The following is a 17,442-nucleotide window of genomic DNA, read 5'->3' as shown; positions in this document are numbered from 1 at the left end:
TAATTTGTTAGTCGAAATTCATCTACAAATCCAAAAACAACATGATTAAGCTATTCAAAATAATATTACTTTTAATAATGACTACTCCTGCATTGGCTCAAAATAATTTTAAAACTGCACAGTTAAAGTTTGAAAGAGTTAGAAATGCCTATGCTGATAAGTGGTCGTCTCTACAAAAAAACTTACAAAGTGCAGGTTATAATGGCCCTTTTGAAATTTATATGGCCGCTTATAAAACTGAAGGAAAATTAGAAATTTGGTTAAAAACAGCTAATCAATCTCAATACAAATTATTTAAGACTTATGATTTCTGTGCACATTCTGGTACAATTGGTCCGAAGGTAATTGAAGGCGATGGGCAAACACCAGAGGGTTTTTACAAAATCAATGTATTTAATCCGATGAGTAATTTTCACTTATCATTGGGCTTAGATTACCCAAACAAAGTTGATGTGGCGAGAACTGGAAAAGGGAATAAAACTGGGGGCGATATTTACATTCACGGGAATTGTGTAACGATAGGCTGCATTCCTTTAACTGATGAAAAAATCAAAGAGGTTTATGTATTGGCAGTTGAAGCTAGAAATGCTGGACAAGGAGATATTCCCGTTAGCATTTATCCTTTTAAAATGACTGACGCTAATATGAAGAAATACGGTGCTCAATATCCGCTGCAAGTTGCCTTTTGGCAAACTTTACAAAAAGGTTATCTAGCTTTTGAGAAGGATAAACAACTAGCGAAAGTTACGCAGGTAAAAGGGAGTTATGTAGTGAAGTAGGTTGAGGTTGTTGGAATGTTGAAAGGTTGTAACGTTCTAAGCCTACAGCTTTCGTCCTATCGGCTGGTGTCTCCACCTGCCGAAACCATTGCTAAAAATTACTGAATTTCGGTTGATGAGACACCAACCGATAGGGCTAATTCATTTTTTCCTTTCTATCTTTTATTTTTCGTTGATATAAAGAGAGAGCAAAAAAAGGAATTGCAAAAACAATTAATATATCCAGTAATAGCGCAATTAAGTTAAAGCTATGTCTAGTTTCAGGTTCTGGAAATCTCTTTCCACCTAGATATGCATAAAAAGTGAATGGAAAACCGATAAGGTTATTACCATCAGCAGAAGCAGAAAATTCAGAAGTAATTAATAGAACTGATATAAAAATCCCACAGCTTATAAGAATTATTTTCTTTGTCGTCATTAAATTCAGTTAATGAAATTAATATAGCATTCCCATTAAGTTTCGGTCGGTGAGACACCGACCGATAGATTAATAAAAAATGCATAGCTAAATTAATAACTATGCATTTATATTATTAAAGAGGAGATTGCTTCGTTCCTCGCAATGACGAGATAAATAAACCCTCCGCCTTCTACCTTTATTACTTCTACCTCTATTACAGCATTCCGCCGCAAACAGAAATAGTTTGTCCAGTTACATAAGCACTCATATCCGATGCCAGAAACACACAAACATTGGCAATATCTTCAGTTTCACCTGCACGTTTAAGTGGAATACCTGCTTCCCAACCTGCAACAACTGCTGGGTCTAAAACCTCAGTCATTTCTGTACGGATAAACCCAGGCGCCACAACGTTTGCTCGAATGTTACGAGAACCTAATTCTTTAGCTACTGATTTAGTGAAACCAATGATACCTGCTTTCGAAGCTGCATAATTTGCCTGACCAGCATTACCAGTTACACCAACAATAGAACTCATGTTAATGAATACTCCCTTACGGGCTTTCATCATGATTTTAGTTACAGCTCTAGTTACGTTGAAGATAGATTTCAAGTTAACGTTCATCACGTCATCCCAGTTTTCCTCTGTCATACGCATTAACAAACCATCTTTTGTAATACCAGCATTGTTAACCACGATATCAATCGAACCAAAATCTGTCATGATATCAGCAATTAGTTTTTCGGCTTCATCAAATTTAGAAGCATCAGAACGATAACCCTTTACTTGTGTGCCAAAGCTTTGTAATTCTTGTTCTAAAGCTTGTCCTTTTTCTACAGACGATAGATAAGTAAATGCTACGTTAGCACCTTCTTCTGCAAATTTTTCGGCTATTTTGCGACCTATTCCTTTTGATGCACCAGTAATTAGTGCTGTTTTTCCTTCTAGTAATTTCATTTTAATAAGTTTTGTCAGTCTGAGCTTGTTGAAGACCTGAAGCTGAGTTTATAAAATAATGCTGCCCTTCGACAAGCTCAGGGTGACATTTTTGGTTTATATAATTATCAAAGTTATTATTTCTTTTTGAGGTTAGATAATCTTTTTATTTCATTCCAATCTTCTAAAAATAGCGCCTCTTTCTTTTTCCTACTCCAACCTTTTACTTGTTTTTCAAATTCAATAGCGTGTTCTATATAATCGAATCTTTGAAAGTATCTTAAAATTAATGGTCTTCTAGAATAAGTGTAAGCTAGTGGGTTTTCTCCATTGTTATGTTGCAATAATCTTACTTCCAAATCATTTGTAACTCCAGTGTAGTAGCTTTTATCTGCACATTCTAATATATAGACAAAATAGTTATGGATAGTTGCCAAATTGTTGAATTTATGTTTTTTAACTATTATCCTTCGACAAGCTCAGGATGACAATCGCCATAGAGATATTGTTAAATTGTTTGATTGTTATATTGTTTGGTCTATACCAAAAATTGCTAACTCCCAACTGACAACAGTGAACTAAACCGCAGGTTCCTGTTGGCTCAAACAATGAAAACTCCCCAATCCCCAAATAATATCTACGGAATTAATACCAATAACTGGTCTATCTGGAAAACACCCTTGAATAATATCTAAAGCTTTCTGGTCGTTTACATCGCCAAAAATTGGAACAATGACTGCTGCATTAGCAATGTAAAAATTAGCATAAGAGGCTGGCAAACGCGTATCCTCATAAATTACTGGTGATGGCATTGGCAATTTGACAATGTTTAATGGCCTACCATCTAACAACCTCATTTCTTTTAACGCCTGATAATTTTCTTCCAGTAAAATGTGGTTTTCGTCAAAGGGATTACTTTCTAGAACAGTAATTACAGTATCCTCATTTACGAAACGAGTGATGTCATCAATATGGCCATCGGTATCATCTCCAACAATTCCATCTCCTACCCACAAAACTTGCTCGGCACCGTAAAACTCTTTTAAATAAGTTTCAATCTGTTCTTTATTTAAATGAGGATTTCTGTTTTCATTTAACAAACAAGCTGTGCTAGTTAAAATTGTTCCAGCACCATTAAACTCAACTGAACCACCTTCCATTACAATATCAGGCGTAAATAAAGGCAAGTTAAAGTGTTTAGCAATTTTAGTCGGTATCACATCGTCTAAATCAAATGGTGGATATTTCCCACCCCAAGCATTATAACCCCAGTCTACAACTGCTTTTTCATTTCCTTTAACCACAAATGCAGGTCCATGGTCGCGGCACCAAGCATCATTACTCTCGTTAAAGTAAAATTCAATCTGACTTAAATCAGCTTCAACTTTCTGTAATTCTGAAATAGCAAAAGCTTTCATTTCCTCATCCCTTACGTTGATGCGAACTTTTTCTCCTGTTGCTACAATTTTGATGAACTGGCAATAAGGCTCGTAAATCGTTTCGATTTTGCCTGGCCAAGATTCTTCCTTATGAGGCCAACTTAACCAAGTAGCTTCGTGTTTAACCCATTCGGCTGGGAATGAGTATCCTTGTTTCTTTGGGGAATTCGCAAATTCTGGTTGCTCAGAAGTATTTATAACTGTAATTGACATTATAATTTCTTATGTTGAATCCTTCGAAAGTCTCAGGATGACAATTTATTAATAGAATTTAACTGCTTAAGTCTTTGGTCTTTCAGCTTCAAGCTTAATCCCCATCAATATATCTCTTCGTAATTGGCTGATAAGAATCAATTCTTCTATCTCTTAAAAATGGCCAGTGTTTACGCATAAAATCACTTTGACTTAAATCCAACTCCACCACTTCTGTTTCTTCTTTATCGTGCGAACCCAAATAAAGCAGTTTACCTTGTGCATTGGTAGCAAAACTACCACCCCAAAACTTCATGCGGCCTTCTTGTTCAAATCCAACACGGTTTACACTTACCACAGGAACTCCGTTTGCAACTGCGTGCGAACGTTGAATAGTTTGCCAAGCATTGTACTGGTCTTGGTTAGTTTCTTCATCTTGTGTGGTATCCCATCCTATTGCTGTTGGATAGAACATGATATCAGCACCCATTAAAGCGGTTATACGCGAAGCTTCAGGATACCATTGGTCCCAACAAATCAAGATACCGATTTTAGCAAACTTAGTTTCGAAAACCTTATAGCCTAAATCGCCAGGTGTAAAGTAGAATTTTTCATAATAAGCGGGGTCATCAGGGATATGCATTTTACGATATTTTCCTAAATATGAACCATCAGCATCTAAAACAGCAGTTGTATTGTGGTACAAACCTTCTGCACGTTTTTCAAATAACGACGCGATAATCACTACACCCAATTCTTTAGCCACTACTTGTAAAGCATCTGTAGATGGACCAGGGATTTTCTCTGCTAAATCGAAGTTGTCGTAATCTTCTACATCGCAAAAATATAATGAAGTAAACAACTCTTGCAAACAAACAATCTGCGCACCTTTTGCCGCTGCTTCCCTAATTTTTACAACCGCCTTGTCTAAATTTTCTTGTTTATCCTTAGTACAAGTCATTTGCACCAAGCCAACTTTTACTTTGCTCATCCGTATAAAATTTGAGTTGCAAAGTTACTAAAAAAGGCGGAAGGGTAAAAGGCAGAAGGCTTAAGGTTTGTAAAATGATTAGAAAAGCAAATGCGGTAGCAAGATTAAAGTCAGTCTGGCTTTACGCTATATTCCCGATGAAGAATCGGGAGATGCCGCTTCAATCCAGTTTAGTTTACGCAGGTTTGTGCTACTATGAGGGGTTGCACAGTTAACAAGAACCACAAACTTTGTAAATTAAACCCGATAGAAGCGGAAATACTTTTTTAAAAACCTCATAGGTTTCTAAAACCTATGAGGTTTGATTAAAAAAATTGAAGCGAATGGCGGGGCTGCAATTTCGATGAAATATTGGCATTCGTTTTCAAAAAATCTTATTACATATTTCGGTCGATGAGACACCAACCGATAGGTTAAATGATAGTCCCCAATTATGAATCTTAGTATCCAAAAAAATCCTAATCCAGACCATTAGCCTACTAAGGTTTCCCGATATTCTTGCTGTAACTCAAACAAACATTTGGCGCACAAACAACCGTCATACAATTCAGAGATATGCTGCACTTCATTAATGCTTAGTTGAACCACGCTACATTGGCATTTGGTATAGGAATTCGCTTTGCATTCAATAGCATTTCCGCAGCGTTCGCAGGGAATGATTTCGTGTTTGCTATGGGTAGAAGAAAGGTTCATTGGTTCATTAGTTACCCGATAAATCGGGATTTCGCTTCGCTCAACATTAGTTTAATAGTGAACTATCGTTTAACAAAAATAGGAACAAAAAATAAGGTTCTGAACTTTACGTCCAGAACCTTACAATATTATGCTTTTTGAAAATCATCATTCCGACTTTCGGACCTCAGGCTTTCGGACTAACCTTATCCAGAACAGCTAATGCAACCATCTTCCATTGAACAAGTTGGTCCGTCTACAATTTCTTCGGCAACTTGGTCTTGTGTCATTTCTGCAGGAATTACAGCTTCAATTGCTTTACCACCTTGGTTTTCTACTGTAAACTTAACAGCTTGAGAAGCAGCTTGTGTACGTAAATAGTACATACCAGTTTTCAATCCTTTTTTCCAAGCGTAGAAGTGCATTGAAGTTAGTTTTGAAGTATTTGGTGCATTGATAAACAAGTTTAGCGATTGCGATTGACAGATGTAAGCACCTCTATCGGCAGCCATGTCTATGATGTTACGCATCTTAATCTCCCAAACTGTTTTGTACAATTCTTTAATGTAATCTGGAATTTCTGCAATGTCTTGGATTGAACCGTTAGCTAAGATAATTCTATCTTTCATTTGTGGGTTCCACAAGCCTAAAGAAACTAAGTCTTTTAACAAGTGCTTGTTAACTACCACAAACTCTCCACTTAATACTCTACGAGTGTAAATATTTGAAGTATATGGCTCAAAACATTCGTTGTTACCTAAAATTTGAGAAGTTGAAGCTGTTGGCATTGGTGCAACTAGTAAAGAGTTGTATACACCTGTTTTAACTACGCGTTTGCGCAAAGCCTCCCAATCCCAACGATTGCTAGATGGTTTCACATTCCAAAGGTCGAACTGGAATTTACCTTTAGATAATGGAGAACCTTTAAAGCTTTCATAAGCACCATTTTTAGCGGCTAAATCAGCTGATGCTGTCATACCAGCAAAATAAATGGTTTCGAAAATCTCTTTGTTCAATTCTTTAGCCGCATCGCTCTCGAAAGGTAAACGCATTAAGATAAATGCATCTGCCAAACCTTGTACACCTAAACCAACTGGACGGTGACGGAAGTTAGAGTTTTGTGCCTCGATTACTGGATAATAGTTATAATCGATGATTTTATTCAAGTTTAAAGTAGCTTGATAAGTTACATCGTATAATTTTTGGTGGTCAAACTCACCGTTGATTACAAATCTTGGTAAAGCCAATGAAGCTAAGTTACAAACTGCAACCTCGTCTTTAGAAGTGTACTCGATAATCTCTGTACACAAGTTAGAACTTTTAATGGTTCCTAAGTTTTGCTGATTAGATTTACTGTTTGCAGCATCTTTATATAACAAATAAGGAGTACCAGTTTCAATTTGTGCATCTAAAATAGCGAACCAAAGTTCTTGAGCTTTAATTGTTTTACGAGCTCTACCTTCTTTTTCGTAACGAGTATATAGTTCGTTAAATTCTTCGCTATGGCAATCTGCTAAACCTGGTGCTTCATCTGGAGAGAACAAACTCCAATCGCCATTGTCTTCTACACGTTGCATGAACAAATCGCAAATCCAAAGTGCGTAGAACAAATCACGAGCACGCATTTCTTCTTTACCGTGGTTTTTACGCAAGTCTAGGAATGCGAAAATATCTGCATGCCAAGGCTCTAAGTAAATAGCAAAAGCACCTTTACGTTTACCTCCACCTTGGTCTACATAACGAGCTGTATCGTTAAATACCTTCAACATCGGCACGATACCATTACTTGTTCCGTTTGTGCCACCTATGTAAGCACCAGTTGCACGGATGTTGTGGATGCTTAAACCAATACCACCTGCACTTTGAGAGATTTTAGCAGTTTGTTTTAAAGTATCGTAAATACCTTCAATGCTATCATCTTGCATGGTTAACAAGAAACATGATGACATTTGAGGTTTAGGTGTTGCTGCGTTGAATAATGTTGGCGTGGCGTGTGTAAACCAACGCTCGCTCATTAAGTTATAAGTTTTGATGGCGCTATCAATATCACCTTTGTGAATACCAACAGACACACGCATAAACAAATGTTGTGGACGCTCTACAATCTGTCCATTAACTTTTAACAAGTAAGATTTTTCTAAAGTTTTGAAACCGAAATAATCAAAACCAAAATCTCTATCGTAAATGATAGTACTGTCTAAAATATCAGCATTTTCTTTGATTACTTCCCAAACATCATCTGCAATTAAAGATGATGGTTTATCAGTTTTAGGGTCAATGTAGGTATAAAGTTTCTCCATTGTTTTAGAGAAAGACTTTTCGGTGTTTTTATGCAAGTTAGAAACCGCAATACGCGATGCCAACAAAGCATAATCTGGATGTTTAGTAGTTAGGGAAGCTGCAGTTTCTGCTGCAAGATTATCAAGTTCTGAAGTAGTAACACCGTCATATAAACCCTCAATCACTTTTCTAGCAACATCAATCGGATCAACCAATTCAGCATTAAAACCATAACATAACTTCTCAATACGAGCCGTTATCTTATCAAACTTTACCGCTTCTTTGCGGCCATCTCTTTTTAGTACAAACATCCTTTACAAGTAATTATGATGCTTATTTTGCAATAGCGGCATCAGGTTTTAAAATTTTATTATTTAGAGAGCGTATTGAGATATCAGTAGAGACTGGAGCCCTAACCTTCCGTCTTCTACCTTTTTACCTTAAACGTTAAAAGTCATCATCTAATGAGAAAGCAGCAGCTTTATCTTCAGTTGATGTTAGCACACCACTTTTTTGGTAGTCGCCCACACGTTTCTCGAAGAAGTTGGTTTTTCCTTGTAGGGAAATCATCTCCATGAAATCGAATGGATTTGTGGCATTGTATATTTTGGTGTAACCCAATTCCTGAACCCATCTATCAGCAACAAACTCGATGTATTGTTGCATTAATTTAGCATTCATACCAATTAAGTTAACTGGTAGTGCGTCGGTTACAAATTCTTTTTCTATTTCTACAGCATCTTTGATGATACCGTGAACTTGTTCTTGAGACAATTTATTCTCTAACATGCTGTAAAGCAAACAAGCAAATTCGCAGTGCATACCTTCATCTCTAGAGATCAATTCATTACTAAAAGTTAAACCTGGCATTAAGCCACGTTTCTTTAACCAGAAGATAGAGCAGAAACTACCGCTAAAGAAAATCCCCTCAACAGCTGCAAAAGCAACTAAACGTTCTGCAAAGTTTCCATTGTCAATCCAACGTAATGCCCACTCTGCTTTTCTTTTTACTGCCGGAACAGTATCAATTGCATGGAACAAACGATCTTTCTCATCTGGATCTTTAATATAAGTATCAATTAACAAAGCATAAGTTTCAGCGTGGATGTTTTCCATCATGATCTGGAAACCATAGAAACAACGAGCTTCTGGCAATTGAACCTCACTCATGAAGTTTACTGCAAGGTTTTCATTAACAATACCATCACTTGCAGAAAAGAAAGCTAGAATGTGAGAAATGAAATGTCTCTCGCCGCTGTTTAAGTTATCCCAGTGTTTCTGGTCGTCAGATAAATCAATTTCTTCTGCTGTCCAAAAACTTGCTTCACTCTTCTTATACATCTCCCAAATCTCAGGATACTTAATCGGTAAAAGAACGAAACGGTCTTTGTTTTCCTTTAGTAATAACTCGTCTTGCATAGGTATGATTTTTAACTTTAGAATGCTTCCCTTAAACTTTGTTCTTCAAAATATAGCCGCCAACAAAAATTATTTAGTTTTTAGGATTTTCGAAAAACGTCAAATTAACACGCTTTTTAATCAACTAAATATTAAGTACTTAAATAATATTTTGAGTGGTTTGTTTTAAAGAACTTTGTTTAACAAATATAGAAGTTGAACGATTTTTTGCAGTCTAAAGTTGTTAACATGTTGTGGGATAAGTCGCAAATTCCAATCAGAATTTCGTCATAAACAACTTAGAAAAAAGCTAATTATTTCTTTTTAAGCACTTAGCAAAAATTTTTGAGTGTTAATAATTTTAAAAAATGAGTTGTAACAGCCAATATTTCAGAATTATTTTAGACGAGGATAACTGATCTCTACCCTTGCATATCCCAGCCTGTAAATACCTAAGGCTTTGGCAGCTGACTGCGATAAGTCCAGTGAAAACTTCTTACTAAATGGTCCACGATCATTAACTCTAACCGTTACTGTTTTGCCAGAGACAATGTTCCTAACAGTAATCATTGTACCAAATGGAAGTGTCCGATGTGCGGCCGTAAACTTTGCCCCACGATATCTTTCCCCACTTGTGGTTTTCCTTCCTTCGAATTTTTTAGCGTAGTAAGTTGTAAATATAATTTGAGAAGTTGTGTCTGGTGCTTTAGTAAGTATGGCTTGCTGAGCGCTAACCGAAAATGAGGCAAAAATTAAGAATAGAAAAAACTTCATAAGTAATGTTAATATTTGGTTTAGCTATTGCAATAACGACGCCAAATATACAAAATGATTTTTTATCGGGATTTTGATTACTTTGTATAACCTAAACTAACCTTCTCAATAGAGATTCTTCGCTACGCTCAGAATGACAAAACACAAAAAAATGCCCTAGTTTTCACCAAGGCATTTTACAATTGATTCGATAACTATCGGATTTATTTTTTATCTGGCACAAACACCATCGAAATAGAGTTTACACAGTGACGAGTGTTTTTAGCTGTTAAGCCTTCGCCTATAAACACGTGTCCAAGATGTGCATCACATTTAGCACAAACGATCTCTGTACGTTGTCCATCAGCATCTGTATGTCTTTTTACTGCTCCTTTAATTTCATCATCAAAAGCTGGCCAACCACAATGTGCATCAAACTTCGAATCTGATTTATACAAAGGCGCATTACAACGTTTACAAATGTAAGTTCCCTTCTCAAAAAACTTATCATATTTACCCGTACCAGCCCATTCTGTTCCTTTACGAACAATTACGTCTTCTTCTTCTTTTGTTAATTTATTGTATTCCATTTTAGTAGTTTTAGATGGAGGTGTTTTTTCTTGTTTTTGTGCGCAAGCAATTACACTTGTAGAAACTAACAGGCATAAAGCTATTAATGTTTTATTAATCATCGTTTTCATGTGTTGTGTATTTTGTAAGGTTATATACGTTTTGTCGTAACGTTTAGATTTTCCTTACAACCCAAACAAATATAATTAATAATTCACGGTAGATTTTCATTTGAGCGTCAAGCTTTAAGGGAGTCTTGAGTCTGAAGTCCCGAGTCGGTTAACCGTAAAGAAATAAAGATTTCGCAAAGAAGGAGAGGTTATTAGTTGATAGACAATAGTTGATAGGCAACGCGGCTAATGACCCGCAGATAAAAATGATTTACGCAGAAAAAAAATAAATCTGCGCAATCTGTTTAATCAGCGGGATAACCCAAATTACATAGCTTTGTGTTCTTCGTGCCTTTGTGGCTAAAACTCTATTGTAACAAAAAAGCGCTCCACAAAATGTGAAACGCTTCTTAAATTATATTTGGTTAGAAATCTATTTCTTTAACAAATTAGCCATAGCAGCTCCAATTTCTGCTGGACTTTCCACTACAGTAATTCCGCATTCTGCCATGATTTTCATTTTAGCAGCAGCAGTATCATCAGCACCACCAACAATTGCACCAGCGTGACCCATTCTACGTCCTGGAGGCGCAGTTTGACCAGCGATGAAACCAACAACAGGTTTAGTACCGTTTTCTTTAATCCACAATGCAGCTTCAGCTTCCATGCCACCGCCAATTTCACCAATCATGATGATACCTTCAGTTTCTGGATCATTCATTAATAATTCAACCGCTTCTTTAGTAGTAGTTCCAATAATTGGATCACCACCAATACCAATAGCAGTTGTAATACCTAAACCAGCTTTTACAACTTGGTCAACCGCTTCGTAAGTTAAAGTTCCTGATTTAGAAACCACACCAACTGTACCTTTTTTGAAGATAAAACCTGGCATGATACCAATTTTAGCTTCATCAGCAGTAATTACACCTGGACAGTTCGGGCCGATTAAACGGCAATCTCTTCCTTTGATGTAAGATTTCACAGCAATCATATCCTTTGTAGGGATACCTTCTGTAATACAAACAATTACTTTAATGCAACCTTCAGCAGCTTCCATAATTGCATCTGCAGCAAATGCAGGTGGTACAAATATAATAGACACATTAGCGCCAGCCTTATCAACTGCATCTTTTACCGTGTTAAACACAGGTTTATCTAAGTGCGTTTGACCGCCTTTACCAGGAGTTACCCCACCAACAACGTTTGTACCGTAAGCTATCATCTGCTCAGCATGGTAAGTACCTTCGTTACCAGTAAAACCCTGAACAATTACTTTAGAATCTTTATTTACTAAAACACTCATTATATCTATTTTTTGTGTTGCAAACTTAAGCTAATTGAAATAGAATGTCAACTGCAAAACACAGATAATTAAATAATTTCTTATATTTTAGGAAATGGGGAATGGGAAATGGGAAATAGAGCAAAAATTAACACTAAGTTTTTGAAAAACAGTGTCAGTAATTCTTCGGGAAATGTAGTCCCGCCATTGTTGCGGTATTTGTGCTTCACTTCGACTGCGCTCAGTGCAAGCTCGCTCAGCATGACAAATACCTACACGCCTGTCGGGTTTATATAACAAAGGCAGATGCTTTTGGCAAGCAAAAACAAATTGCCTAAATTTATCGCAACCAAAATTACACCTATGAAAATCTCTTATAGCTATTATCGTGTATTATCTGTTGTAGCATTTCTGTTTGCTTTTAATCTTTCAGCAAAATCACAAACCATAGATACCAGCAAATTCATCCTTCAAAATGATGCGGCTGTTGCAAAGGAAGAACCTGGCACTCATAATGGCGGTGGAAAAACAATTGGATTTAATTTTTTTGCAAATGCTAAAGGTTTAAAAACTGTTTTCAGGAAAAGGACATTAAAACCTGGCTCATCGATTGGTTATCACTTGCAAAAGGAAGATGAGATTTATTACGTAATTAGTGGCAATGGGAAAATGAAAATGAACGGAGAGACATTCGCCGTAAAACCTGGTGATGCCATTTTAACCAGACCTGGAAGTTCTCACGGCATAGCACCTAATCCAGATAATGATTTAGTTATTTTAATTGTTTACGAAAAGAAATAAGAATTTCGTCATGCTAAATTTATTTCAGCATCTGGCTTGCAGGAAAGACCCTGAAATGAATTCAGGGTGACTACAAAACTCAAAAAATTTATCAGAATTTAATTATCAAAGAGATTCTTCGCTGCGCTCTGAATGACAAATAGCTCCCTATCCTCAAGGAAAGGGTTGTGGTGAGGTTAAAAATGTTCTTCCTCTGCCTGCTCAATAGCTGCCGGACTAATGGCTTTTAAGTATTTAGCTTGGTCAAACTCGTTTTCGCTTTTAGCAATTACAATTGTTGCAATTCCATTTCCAATCATATTGGTTATTGCCCTTGCCTCGCTCATGAACCTATCTACACCCAACAAAATAGCAATGTGCTCTACAGGCATAATTTTTAAAGCCGTAAGTGTACTTGCCAGCACAATAAATCCGCTTCCTGTTACGCCCGCAGCTCCTTTTGAGGTGACCATTAATACTGCCATGATAGTAATTTGCTGCATTAGGGTTAAGTCGATATTAAAAACTTGGGTTAAAAAGATAACCGCCATTGCTAAATAAATGGCAGTTCCATCCAGATTAAAAGAATAACCTGTAGGGATTACTAAACCAACCACAGATTTATCGCAGCCAATATCTTCCATCTTTTTCATCATACTTGGTAAAACCGATTCTGATGATGAGGTGCCCAAAACGATTAAAATTTCCTGACGGATGTATTTTAAATATTGCCAAAGACTAAACTTATAGTATCGGCAAATGCCATTTAAAACCACAAAAATGAATAAGAAACAAGTTAAGTAAACAGAGCCCATTAACTTCATCATAGGCAGTAAAGTGCCTAAACCGTATTTACCAACACTAAAAGCCATTCCGCCGAAAGCACCAATTGGCGCCACACGCATCACCACCTTCATGATGTTAAACAATACTTTAGAAATCTTATCAAAAGTAGAAATCACAGAATGTCCAGCGGTTCCCATTTTGCTTAACCCGTAACCAAACAGAATGGCAAAAAACAGGATTTGTAGGATTTCACCTTTGGTAAAGGCCTCAAAAATATTCTTGGGAATGATGTGCGCTATAAACTCTAACCAATTAATTTCTCCGGCTTGTGCCGTATAAGTTGCAATTTTGCTCACATCGCCTGCCGGCACATTTACGCCAACGCCAGGTTTTAGTAAATTGGCAACTACTAAGCCGATAATAATGGCAAGTGTAGTTACAATCTCAAAATAAAGTAAAGACTTACCACCAACGCGGCCAACTTTTTTCATATCACCCATGTGGGCAATACCCAAAACGATGGTAAAAAATATGATTGGTGCAATCAACATGCTAATCATATTGATAAAACTTTTACTAATCAGCTCTGCATAAGATGAAAAGCCAGGATATAAAACGCCCACCAAAACACCTAGCGATATAGCTACAAGAACCTGAAAAGTTAAATTGGATAAGATATGCTTCATTGAAATGGGATTAGAAATTGAAATATAAATATTTTCGGTGATGAGAAGGCAATTTTATTGTTGGATTGTTAAATTGTTTTATTGTTGAATGACTAATGAGACCTTATTGTTGGATTGTTCCATTATTTTATTGTTGAATTGCTTAAATATCAAGCCCAATGAACCATTGAACAAATGTTGAGCTCAGCGAAATCCCGATTTATCGGGAAACTATTGAACCAATGAACTAATTTCTATCTTTACACCTACAAACACCTTTGGAAAATGTCTAAATCGAAAATTGCACTTATTCTTTTAGCTTTTGTGACCTTCGCATTTTATGCTTGCAAAAAAGAAGCTCTTACAGACAAACAAGCTGCCTTGCAACAATTAGTAGGTAGATGGCCGTTAAAGTTGAGGATAAGGGAAGTAGATAGTGCCGCTGTAATTAGAAAAGACACCACAGCTTATAACCCAGTTGACACATTGGTGTTTAGTGCTGATGGAACTTACTTTCAAACGAACAAAACCATTATAAAATCGGGGACATTCACCATTGATGAGGCCGGAGAAAACATTACATTCTCGGGAACTCCTGCTTTAACACAAAAACTTAATTACATAAGAACCACTACAATTGGCTTGGTAGTATCTGATGAAACAGTAACAACAGGCTCTACTAAAGTTAGGACTTTATTGATAGATGAGTTGAGTAAATAATTTAAGGCTTAATTGTTATTACATCACCTGCGGTAAACACACCAAATTCTGCATTGCTAAATTTGATTAATCCTTTTGAGGTATTTTGTAAACCTTTAGGAACGGCAAATCTAATCACCTGACTATCTCCTGCTACAGTTGCTTTATTACCATGCACAATAATTGCAGTTCCTTCATCAATGCCAACACAAACTAAATCTGGATGTGCCGCTAAGGATGAAATCAATCTATTGTACCTATTCCGTTTTAAAAAATGCTGATCGATAATGGTATTTTGTAACAAGCCTAACCCTTCCGCAAACTCTACATTTTTATCCCAAAGTTTATTGAAGGTTTCCTTGTAAACAGTATCCAATAATTGTTTTCCGGTAATCATGTACTTACTCATTACCGCAGCACCTGCGCTTGTTCCTGCAATGGTAGAGCCATTATTGTATGCTTTGTGAATAGCCGTATAAACTGGTGTACCTAAAACCGACTTCATGAATCTGTTTTGGTCGCCTCCTAAAATATAAATTAACTTTGCTCCTGCTAAAGAATCAATCCATTTTTTATCATTTACATCATGCTTGCTGAAATTGAAATTCTTGATGGTAAGATTAGTCTGCTTTTTTAACTGTAAGGAAATATATTTAAATCCAGTATCTGGAATTTCACTTGCCATTGGCAGAACAATTATATAATCATTTGCCTTAAAATTTGAAGTGGCAACCAATTGTTTAATGAGTTCGTCTGAGCGATCGCCACCACCAATGATGAATAAACTCCCTTTTGCATTTTGTGCCTGAGCAGTTATGGTTATTACGAAACTGATTACTATTAAAAATATTCTTTTCATCCCTAAATTAATTTTTAGCTATCCCAACAGATGAAAACTGCAAATCGTACAACTTCTTGTAGTAACCATCTAATTTAAGCAAAGCTTGATGTGTGCCTTTTTCCTTAATTTCTCCCTTATCTAAAACGATAATCTGATCGGCTTTTTGAATGGTTGATAAACGGTGAGCAATCACTATTGATGTTCTGCCCTGCATTAATTTATCAATTGCCTTTTGGATAAGCATTTCTGTTTCGGTATCAACTGATGATGTAGCCTCATCTAAAACCAAAATAGAAGGCTGATAAACTAAAGCTCTTATAAAAGATATCAGCTGTGCTTGACCAGCAGAAAGTGTGGCTCCTCTTTCCATCACATTGTAATGATAGCCACCAGGCAAACGTTCAATAAATTCGTGAGCACCTACCTTTTTTGCGGCATCTACCACTTCATCAAACTGAATATCCTGATTGTTAAGTGTAATGTTATTGAAAATGGTATCTGAAAATAAAAACACATCCTGCAAAACAGTAGCAATATTGCTTCTTAAATAACTGAGTTCATAATCCTTTATCGCTATACCATCAACCTTGATGGTTCCCTTTTGTATTTCGTAAAAGCGATTTAAAATATTGATGGTTGATGATTTTCCTGCACCTGTTGCTCCTACCAAAGCCACTGTCTGACCAGCCTTAACTTCAAATGAAATATCCTTCAACACATAATTTTCATCCGCAACTTCCTCATCTTGATTATAACTAAACCAAACATTTTCAAAGCTGATCGCACCCTGTAGTTTTTCTGGCGTATAAGTTCCTTTGTTCTCTGTTGTTTCTTGAGTATCTAAAACCTTAAAAACACGTTCTGCTCCAACCATTCCCATCTGTAAGGTGTTAAATTTATCTGCAAGCTCTCTAATTGGTCTAAAAAGCATATTGATGAACATGATAAAGGTAGTAATAGTTCCAGGTTCTACATCTAATGGTTTGTTCAAAATCATTCTAGAGCCATACCAAATTAACAAACCCAATGACAAGGCAGAGATTAACTCTACAACCGGAAAAAAGATAGAATAATACCAGTTTGAACGGATATTCGCATCGCGATAGCGCTTATTTATTTTAACAAACTTTTTATATTCTTGTTCTTCCCTAGCAAAATATTGAATGATGGAAATTCCACTGATGTGTTCTTGCAAATAAGTGTTTAGGTTAGAAACTTCTGTTCTAATTTCTTGGAAAGCCACCTTAATAGACTTCTGGAAAATTCTTGTAGCGACAATTAAAAAAGGGATAGGCAACAAGACAACAATCGTTAGCTCCCAATCAATATATAACATACAACCAATAATCACAATCACTTGTAATAAATCGCCAACCATGGCAATTAAACCTTCAGAAAAAATATCTGCAATGGTTTCTAAATCTGAAACAGTTCTAGTAATTAACTGTCCAATTGGTGTTTGGTCGAAGTATTTTAAACGTAGTTTAGTAATGTGATTAAAGACATTTATTCGCAAGTCTTTAATGGCAGATTGCCCCAACGTATTGGTTGCCAGCGTCTGACTATATTGGATTAAAGTTTGTACTAGCAACAAAACAATCATCAAAATTGTCATTTCTACCAAACCTGTAAAGTTGTTTTTAAGGATAAACTCATTTAAGGTATAACCGATTAAAAACGGTCTAACCGGAGTAATTGCCGCTAACAAAATGGTTAACACGATAGACAACCTAAAAGTAGCACGATATGGTTTTACATAATCGTAAACTCTTTTGAGCAAACCTACATTAAACGCATCTCCTGTTATTTTAGACATATTTTTTAATTTTGAATGAATGGATTTTAAATGAGTGAGTTAACAAGTC

17 protein-coding genes are annotated in these 17,442 nt (G+C 36.2%); 3 read left to right on the top strand and 14 right to left on the bottom strand.

Going from position 1 to position 17,442, the window contains the following annotated elements:
- Nucleotides 1-41: 41 nt before the first annotated feature.
- Nucleotides 42-779: a murein L,D-transpeptidase family protein gene (locus tag R2Q59_RS18955; RefSeq protein ID WP_316771752.1), complete on the top strand. Its 738-nt coding sequence runs from the start codon at nucleotides 42-44 to the stop codon at nucleotides 777-779.
- A gap of 136 nt (nucleotides 780-915) precedes the next feature.
- On the opposite strand, the gene R2Q59_RS18950 is transcribed toward R2Q59_RS18955, so the two are convergent.
- The 11 genes from R2Q59_RS18950 to sucD all read right to left on the bottom strand — a co-directional run bounded on the left by R2Q59_RS18950 (nucleotide 916) and on the right by sucD (nucleotide 11,827).
- Entirely contained in the window at nucleotides 916-1,197 is a 282-nt protein-coding gene (locus tag R2Q59_RS18950; protein ID WP_316786932.1) for a hypothetical protein, read from the bottom strand.
- 196 nt (nucleotides 1,198-1,393) lie between these two features.
- Entirely contained in the window at nucleotides 1,394-2,137 is a 744-nt protein-coding gene (gene fabG, locus R2Q59_RS18945) for a 3-oxoacyl-[acyl-carrier-protein] reductase (protein WP_316771747.1), read from the bottom strand.
- A 116-nt stretch (nucleotides 2,138-2,253) separates the two neighbouring features.
- Nucleotides 2,254-2,553, bottom strand: coding sequence for a GIY-YIG nuclease family protein (locus R2Q59_RS18940; protein WP_316786929.1), 300 nt, complete (start codon nucleotides 2,551-2,553; stop codon nucleotides 2,254-2,256).
- 141 nt (nucleotides 2,554-2,694) lie between these two features.
- Nucleotides 2,695-3,768 carry an agmatine deiminase family protein gene (locus R2Q59_RS18935; RefSeq protein WP_316786928.1) on the bottom strand — a complete coding sequence of 358 codons (1,074 nt, stop codon included), beginning with the start codon at nucleotides 3,766-3,768 and terminating at the stop codon, nucleotides 2,695-2,697.
- Between the two features lie 94 nt (nucleotides 3,769-3,862).
- Nucleotides 3,863-4,738: a carbon-nitrogen hydrolase gene (locus R2Q59_RS18930; protein ID WP_316786926.1), complete on the bottom strand. Its 876-nt coding sequence runs from the start codon at nucleotides 4,736-4,738 to the stop codon at nucleotides 3,863-3,865.
- Nucleotides 4,739-5,209: 471 nt separating this feature from the next.
- On the bottom strand, nucleotides 5,210-5,431 hold the full coding sequence (locus tag R2Q59_RS18925) for a cysteine-rich CWC family protein (RefSeq protein WP_316786924.1): 222 nt from the start codon (nucleotides 5,429-5,431) through the stop codon (nucleotides 5,210-5,212).
- 185 nt (nucleotides 5,432-5,616) lie between these two features.
- A complete protein-coding gene (locus tag R2Q59_RS18920; protein WP_316786922.1) occupies nucleotides 5,617-8,001 on the bottom strand; it encodes a ribonucleoside-diphosphate reductase subunit alpha in 2,385 nt (794 codons plus the stop codon).
- A gap of 136 nt (nucleotides 8,002-8,137) precedes the next feature.
- Entirely contained in the window at nucleotides 8,138-9,109 is a 972-nt protein-coding gene (locus R2Q59_RS18915; RefSeq protein WP_316771734.1) for a ribonucleoside-diphosphate reductase small subunit, read from the bottom strand.
- Between the two features lie 375 nt (nucleotides 9,110-9,484).
- Complete coding sequence (locus R2Q59_RS18910; protein ID WP_316786920.1) at nucleotides 9,485-9,862, bottom strand: septal ring lytic transglycosylase RlpA family protein; 378 nt, start codon at nucleotides 9,860-9,862, stop codon at nucleotides 9,485-9,487.
- Between the two features lie 203 nt (nucleotides 9,863-10,065).
- Nucleotides 10,066-10,542, bottom strand: coding sequence for a methionine-R-sulfoxide reductase (locus tag R2Q59_RS18905; RefSeq protein WP_316771728.1), 477 nt, complete (start codon nucleotides 10,540-10,542; stop codon nucleotides 10,066-10,068).
- Nucleotides 10,543-10,954: 412 nt separating this feature from the next.
- Entirely contained in the window at nucleotides 10,955-11,827 is an 873-nt protein-coding gene (gene sucD / locus R2Q59_RS18900; protein WP_316786917.1) for a succinate--CoA ligase subunit alpha, read from the bottom strand.
- A 342-nt stretch (nucleotides 11,828-12,169) separates the two neighbouring features.
- Here sucD and R2Q59_RS18895 point away from each other — a divergent pair, with 342 nt between their 5' ends.
- Entirely contained in the window at nucleotides 12,170-12,607 is a 438-nt protein-coding gene (locus tag R2Q59_RS18895; protein WP_316786915.1) for a cupin domain-containing protein, read from the top strand.
- Between the two features lie 176 nt (nucleotides 12,608-12,783).
- On the opposite strand, the gene R2Q59_RS18890 is transcribed toward R2Q59_RS18895, so the two are convergent.
- On the bottom strand, nucleotides 12,784-14,058 hold the full coding sequence (locus R2Q59_RS18890; protein ID WP_316786914.1) for a dicarboxylate/amino acid:cation symporter: 1,275 nt from the start codon (nucleotides 14,056-14,058) through the stop codon (nucleotides 12,784-12,786).
- A 264-nt stretch (nucleotides 14,059-14,322) separates the two neighbouring features.
- Here R2Q59_RS18890 and R2Q59_RS18885 point away from each other — a divergent pair, with 264 nt between their 5' ends.
- Nucleotides 14,323-14,757 (top strand): hypothetical protein, encoded by a 435-nt coding sequence (locus R2Q59_RS18885; protein ID WP_316786912.1) that lies wholly within the window; start codon nucleotides 14,323-14,325, stop codon nucleotides 14,755-14,757.
- A 1-nt stretch (nucleotide 14,758) separates the two neighbouring features.
- On the opposite strand, the gene R2Q59_RS18880 is transcribed toward R2Q59_RS18885, so the two are convergent.
- Together R2Q59_RS18880 and R2Q59_RS18875 are read right to left on the bottom strand one after the other, a co-directional pair.
- Nucleotides 14,759-15,595: a cyanophycinase gene (locus tag R2Q59_RS18880; protein WP_316786911.1), complete on the bottom strand. Its 837-nt coding sequence runs from the start codon at nucleotides 15,593-15,595 to the stop codon at nucleotides 14,759-14,761.
- Between the two features lie 7 nt (nucleotides 15,596-15,602).
- Complete coding sequence (locus tag R2Q59_RS18875; RefSeq protein ID WP_316786910.1) at nucleotides 15,603-17,393, bottom strand: ABC transporter ATP-binding protein; 1,791 nt, start codon at nucleotides 17,391-17,393, stop codon at nucleotides 15,603-15,605.
- Between the last annotated feature and the right edge of the window lie 49 nt (nucleotides 17,394-17,442).

Origin of the sequence: Pedobacter frigiditerrae (assembly GCF_032678705.1) — a bacterium.
Classification (GTDB): Bacteria; Bacteroidota; Bacteroidia; order Sphingobacteriales; family Sphingobacteriaceae; genus Pedobacter; species Pedobacter frigiditerrae_A.
Note: the sequence above shows the minus strand (reverse complement) of the source record. Positions and strands in the feature narration are given on the sequence as shown.

Bases quoted from the DNA above. Each gene is read 5' to 3' on its own strand.
- R2Q59_RS18920 (WP_316786922.1), bottom strand. From the start codon at position 8,001: ATGTTTGTACTAAAAAGAGATGGCCGCAAAGAAGCGGTAAAGTTTGAT.
- R2Q59_RS18875 (WP_316786910.1), bottom strand. From the start codon at position 17,393: ATGTCTAAAATAACAGGAGATGCGTTTAATGTAGGTTTGCTCAAAAGA.
- R2Q59_RS18925 (WP_316786924.1), bottom strand. From the start codon at position 5,431: ATGAACCTTTCTTCTACCCATAGCAAACACGAAATCATTCCCTGCGAA.
- sucD (WP_316786917.1), bottom strand. From the start codon at position 11,827: ATGAGTGTTTTAGTAAATAAAGATTCTAAAGTAATTGTTCAGGGTTTT.
- R2Q59_RS18885 (WP_316786912.1), top strand. From the start codon at position 14,323: ATGTCTAAATCGAAAATTGCACTTATTCTTTTAGCTTTTGTGACCTTC.
- R2Q59_RS18950 (WP_316786932.1), bottom strand. From the start codon at position 1,197: ATGACGACAAAGAAAATAATTCTTATAAGCTGTGGGATTTTTATATCA.
- R2Q59_RS18915 (WP_316771734.1), bottom strand. From the start codon at position 9,109: ATGCAAGACGAGTTATTACTAAAGGAAAACAAAGACCGTTTCGTTCTT.
- R2Q59_RS18930 (WP_316786926.1), bottom strand. From the start codon at position 4,738: ATGAGCAAAGTAAAAGTTGGCTTGGTGCAAATGACTTGTACTAAGGAT.
- fabG (WP_316771747.1), bottom strand. From the start codon at position 2,137: ATGAAATTACTAGAAGGAAAAACAGCACTAATTACTGGTGCATCAAAA.
- R2Q59_RS18935 (WP_316786928.1), bottom strand. From the start codon at position 3,768: ATGTCAATTACAGTTATAAATACTTCTGAGCAACCAGAATTTGCGAAT.
- R2Q59_RS18910 (WP_316786920.1), bottom strand. From the start codon at position 9,862: ATGAAGTTTTTTCTATTCTTAATTTTTGCCTCATTTTCGGTTAGCGCT.
- R2Q59_RS18955 (WP_316771752.1), top strand. From the start codon at position 42: ATGATTAAGCTATTCAAAATAATATTACTTTTAATAATGACTACTCCT.
- R2Q59_RS18895 (WP_316786915.1), top strand. From the start codon at position 12,170: ATGAAAATCTCTTATAGCTATTATCGTGTATTATCTGTTGTAGCATTT.
- R2Q59_RS18890 (WP_316786914.1), bottom strand. From the start codon at position 14,058: ATGAAGCATATCTTATCCAATTTAACTTTTCAGGTTCTTGTAGCTATA.
- R2Q59_RS18905 (WP_316771728.1), bottom strand. From the start codon at position 10,542: ATGAAAACGATGATTAATAAAACATTAATAGCTTTATGCCTGTTAGTT.
- R2Q59_RS18880 (WP_316786911.1), bottom strand. From the start codon at position 15,595: ATGAAAAGAATATTTTTAATAGTAATCAGTTTCGTAATAACCATAACT.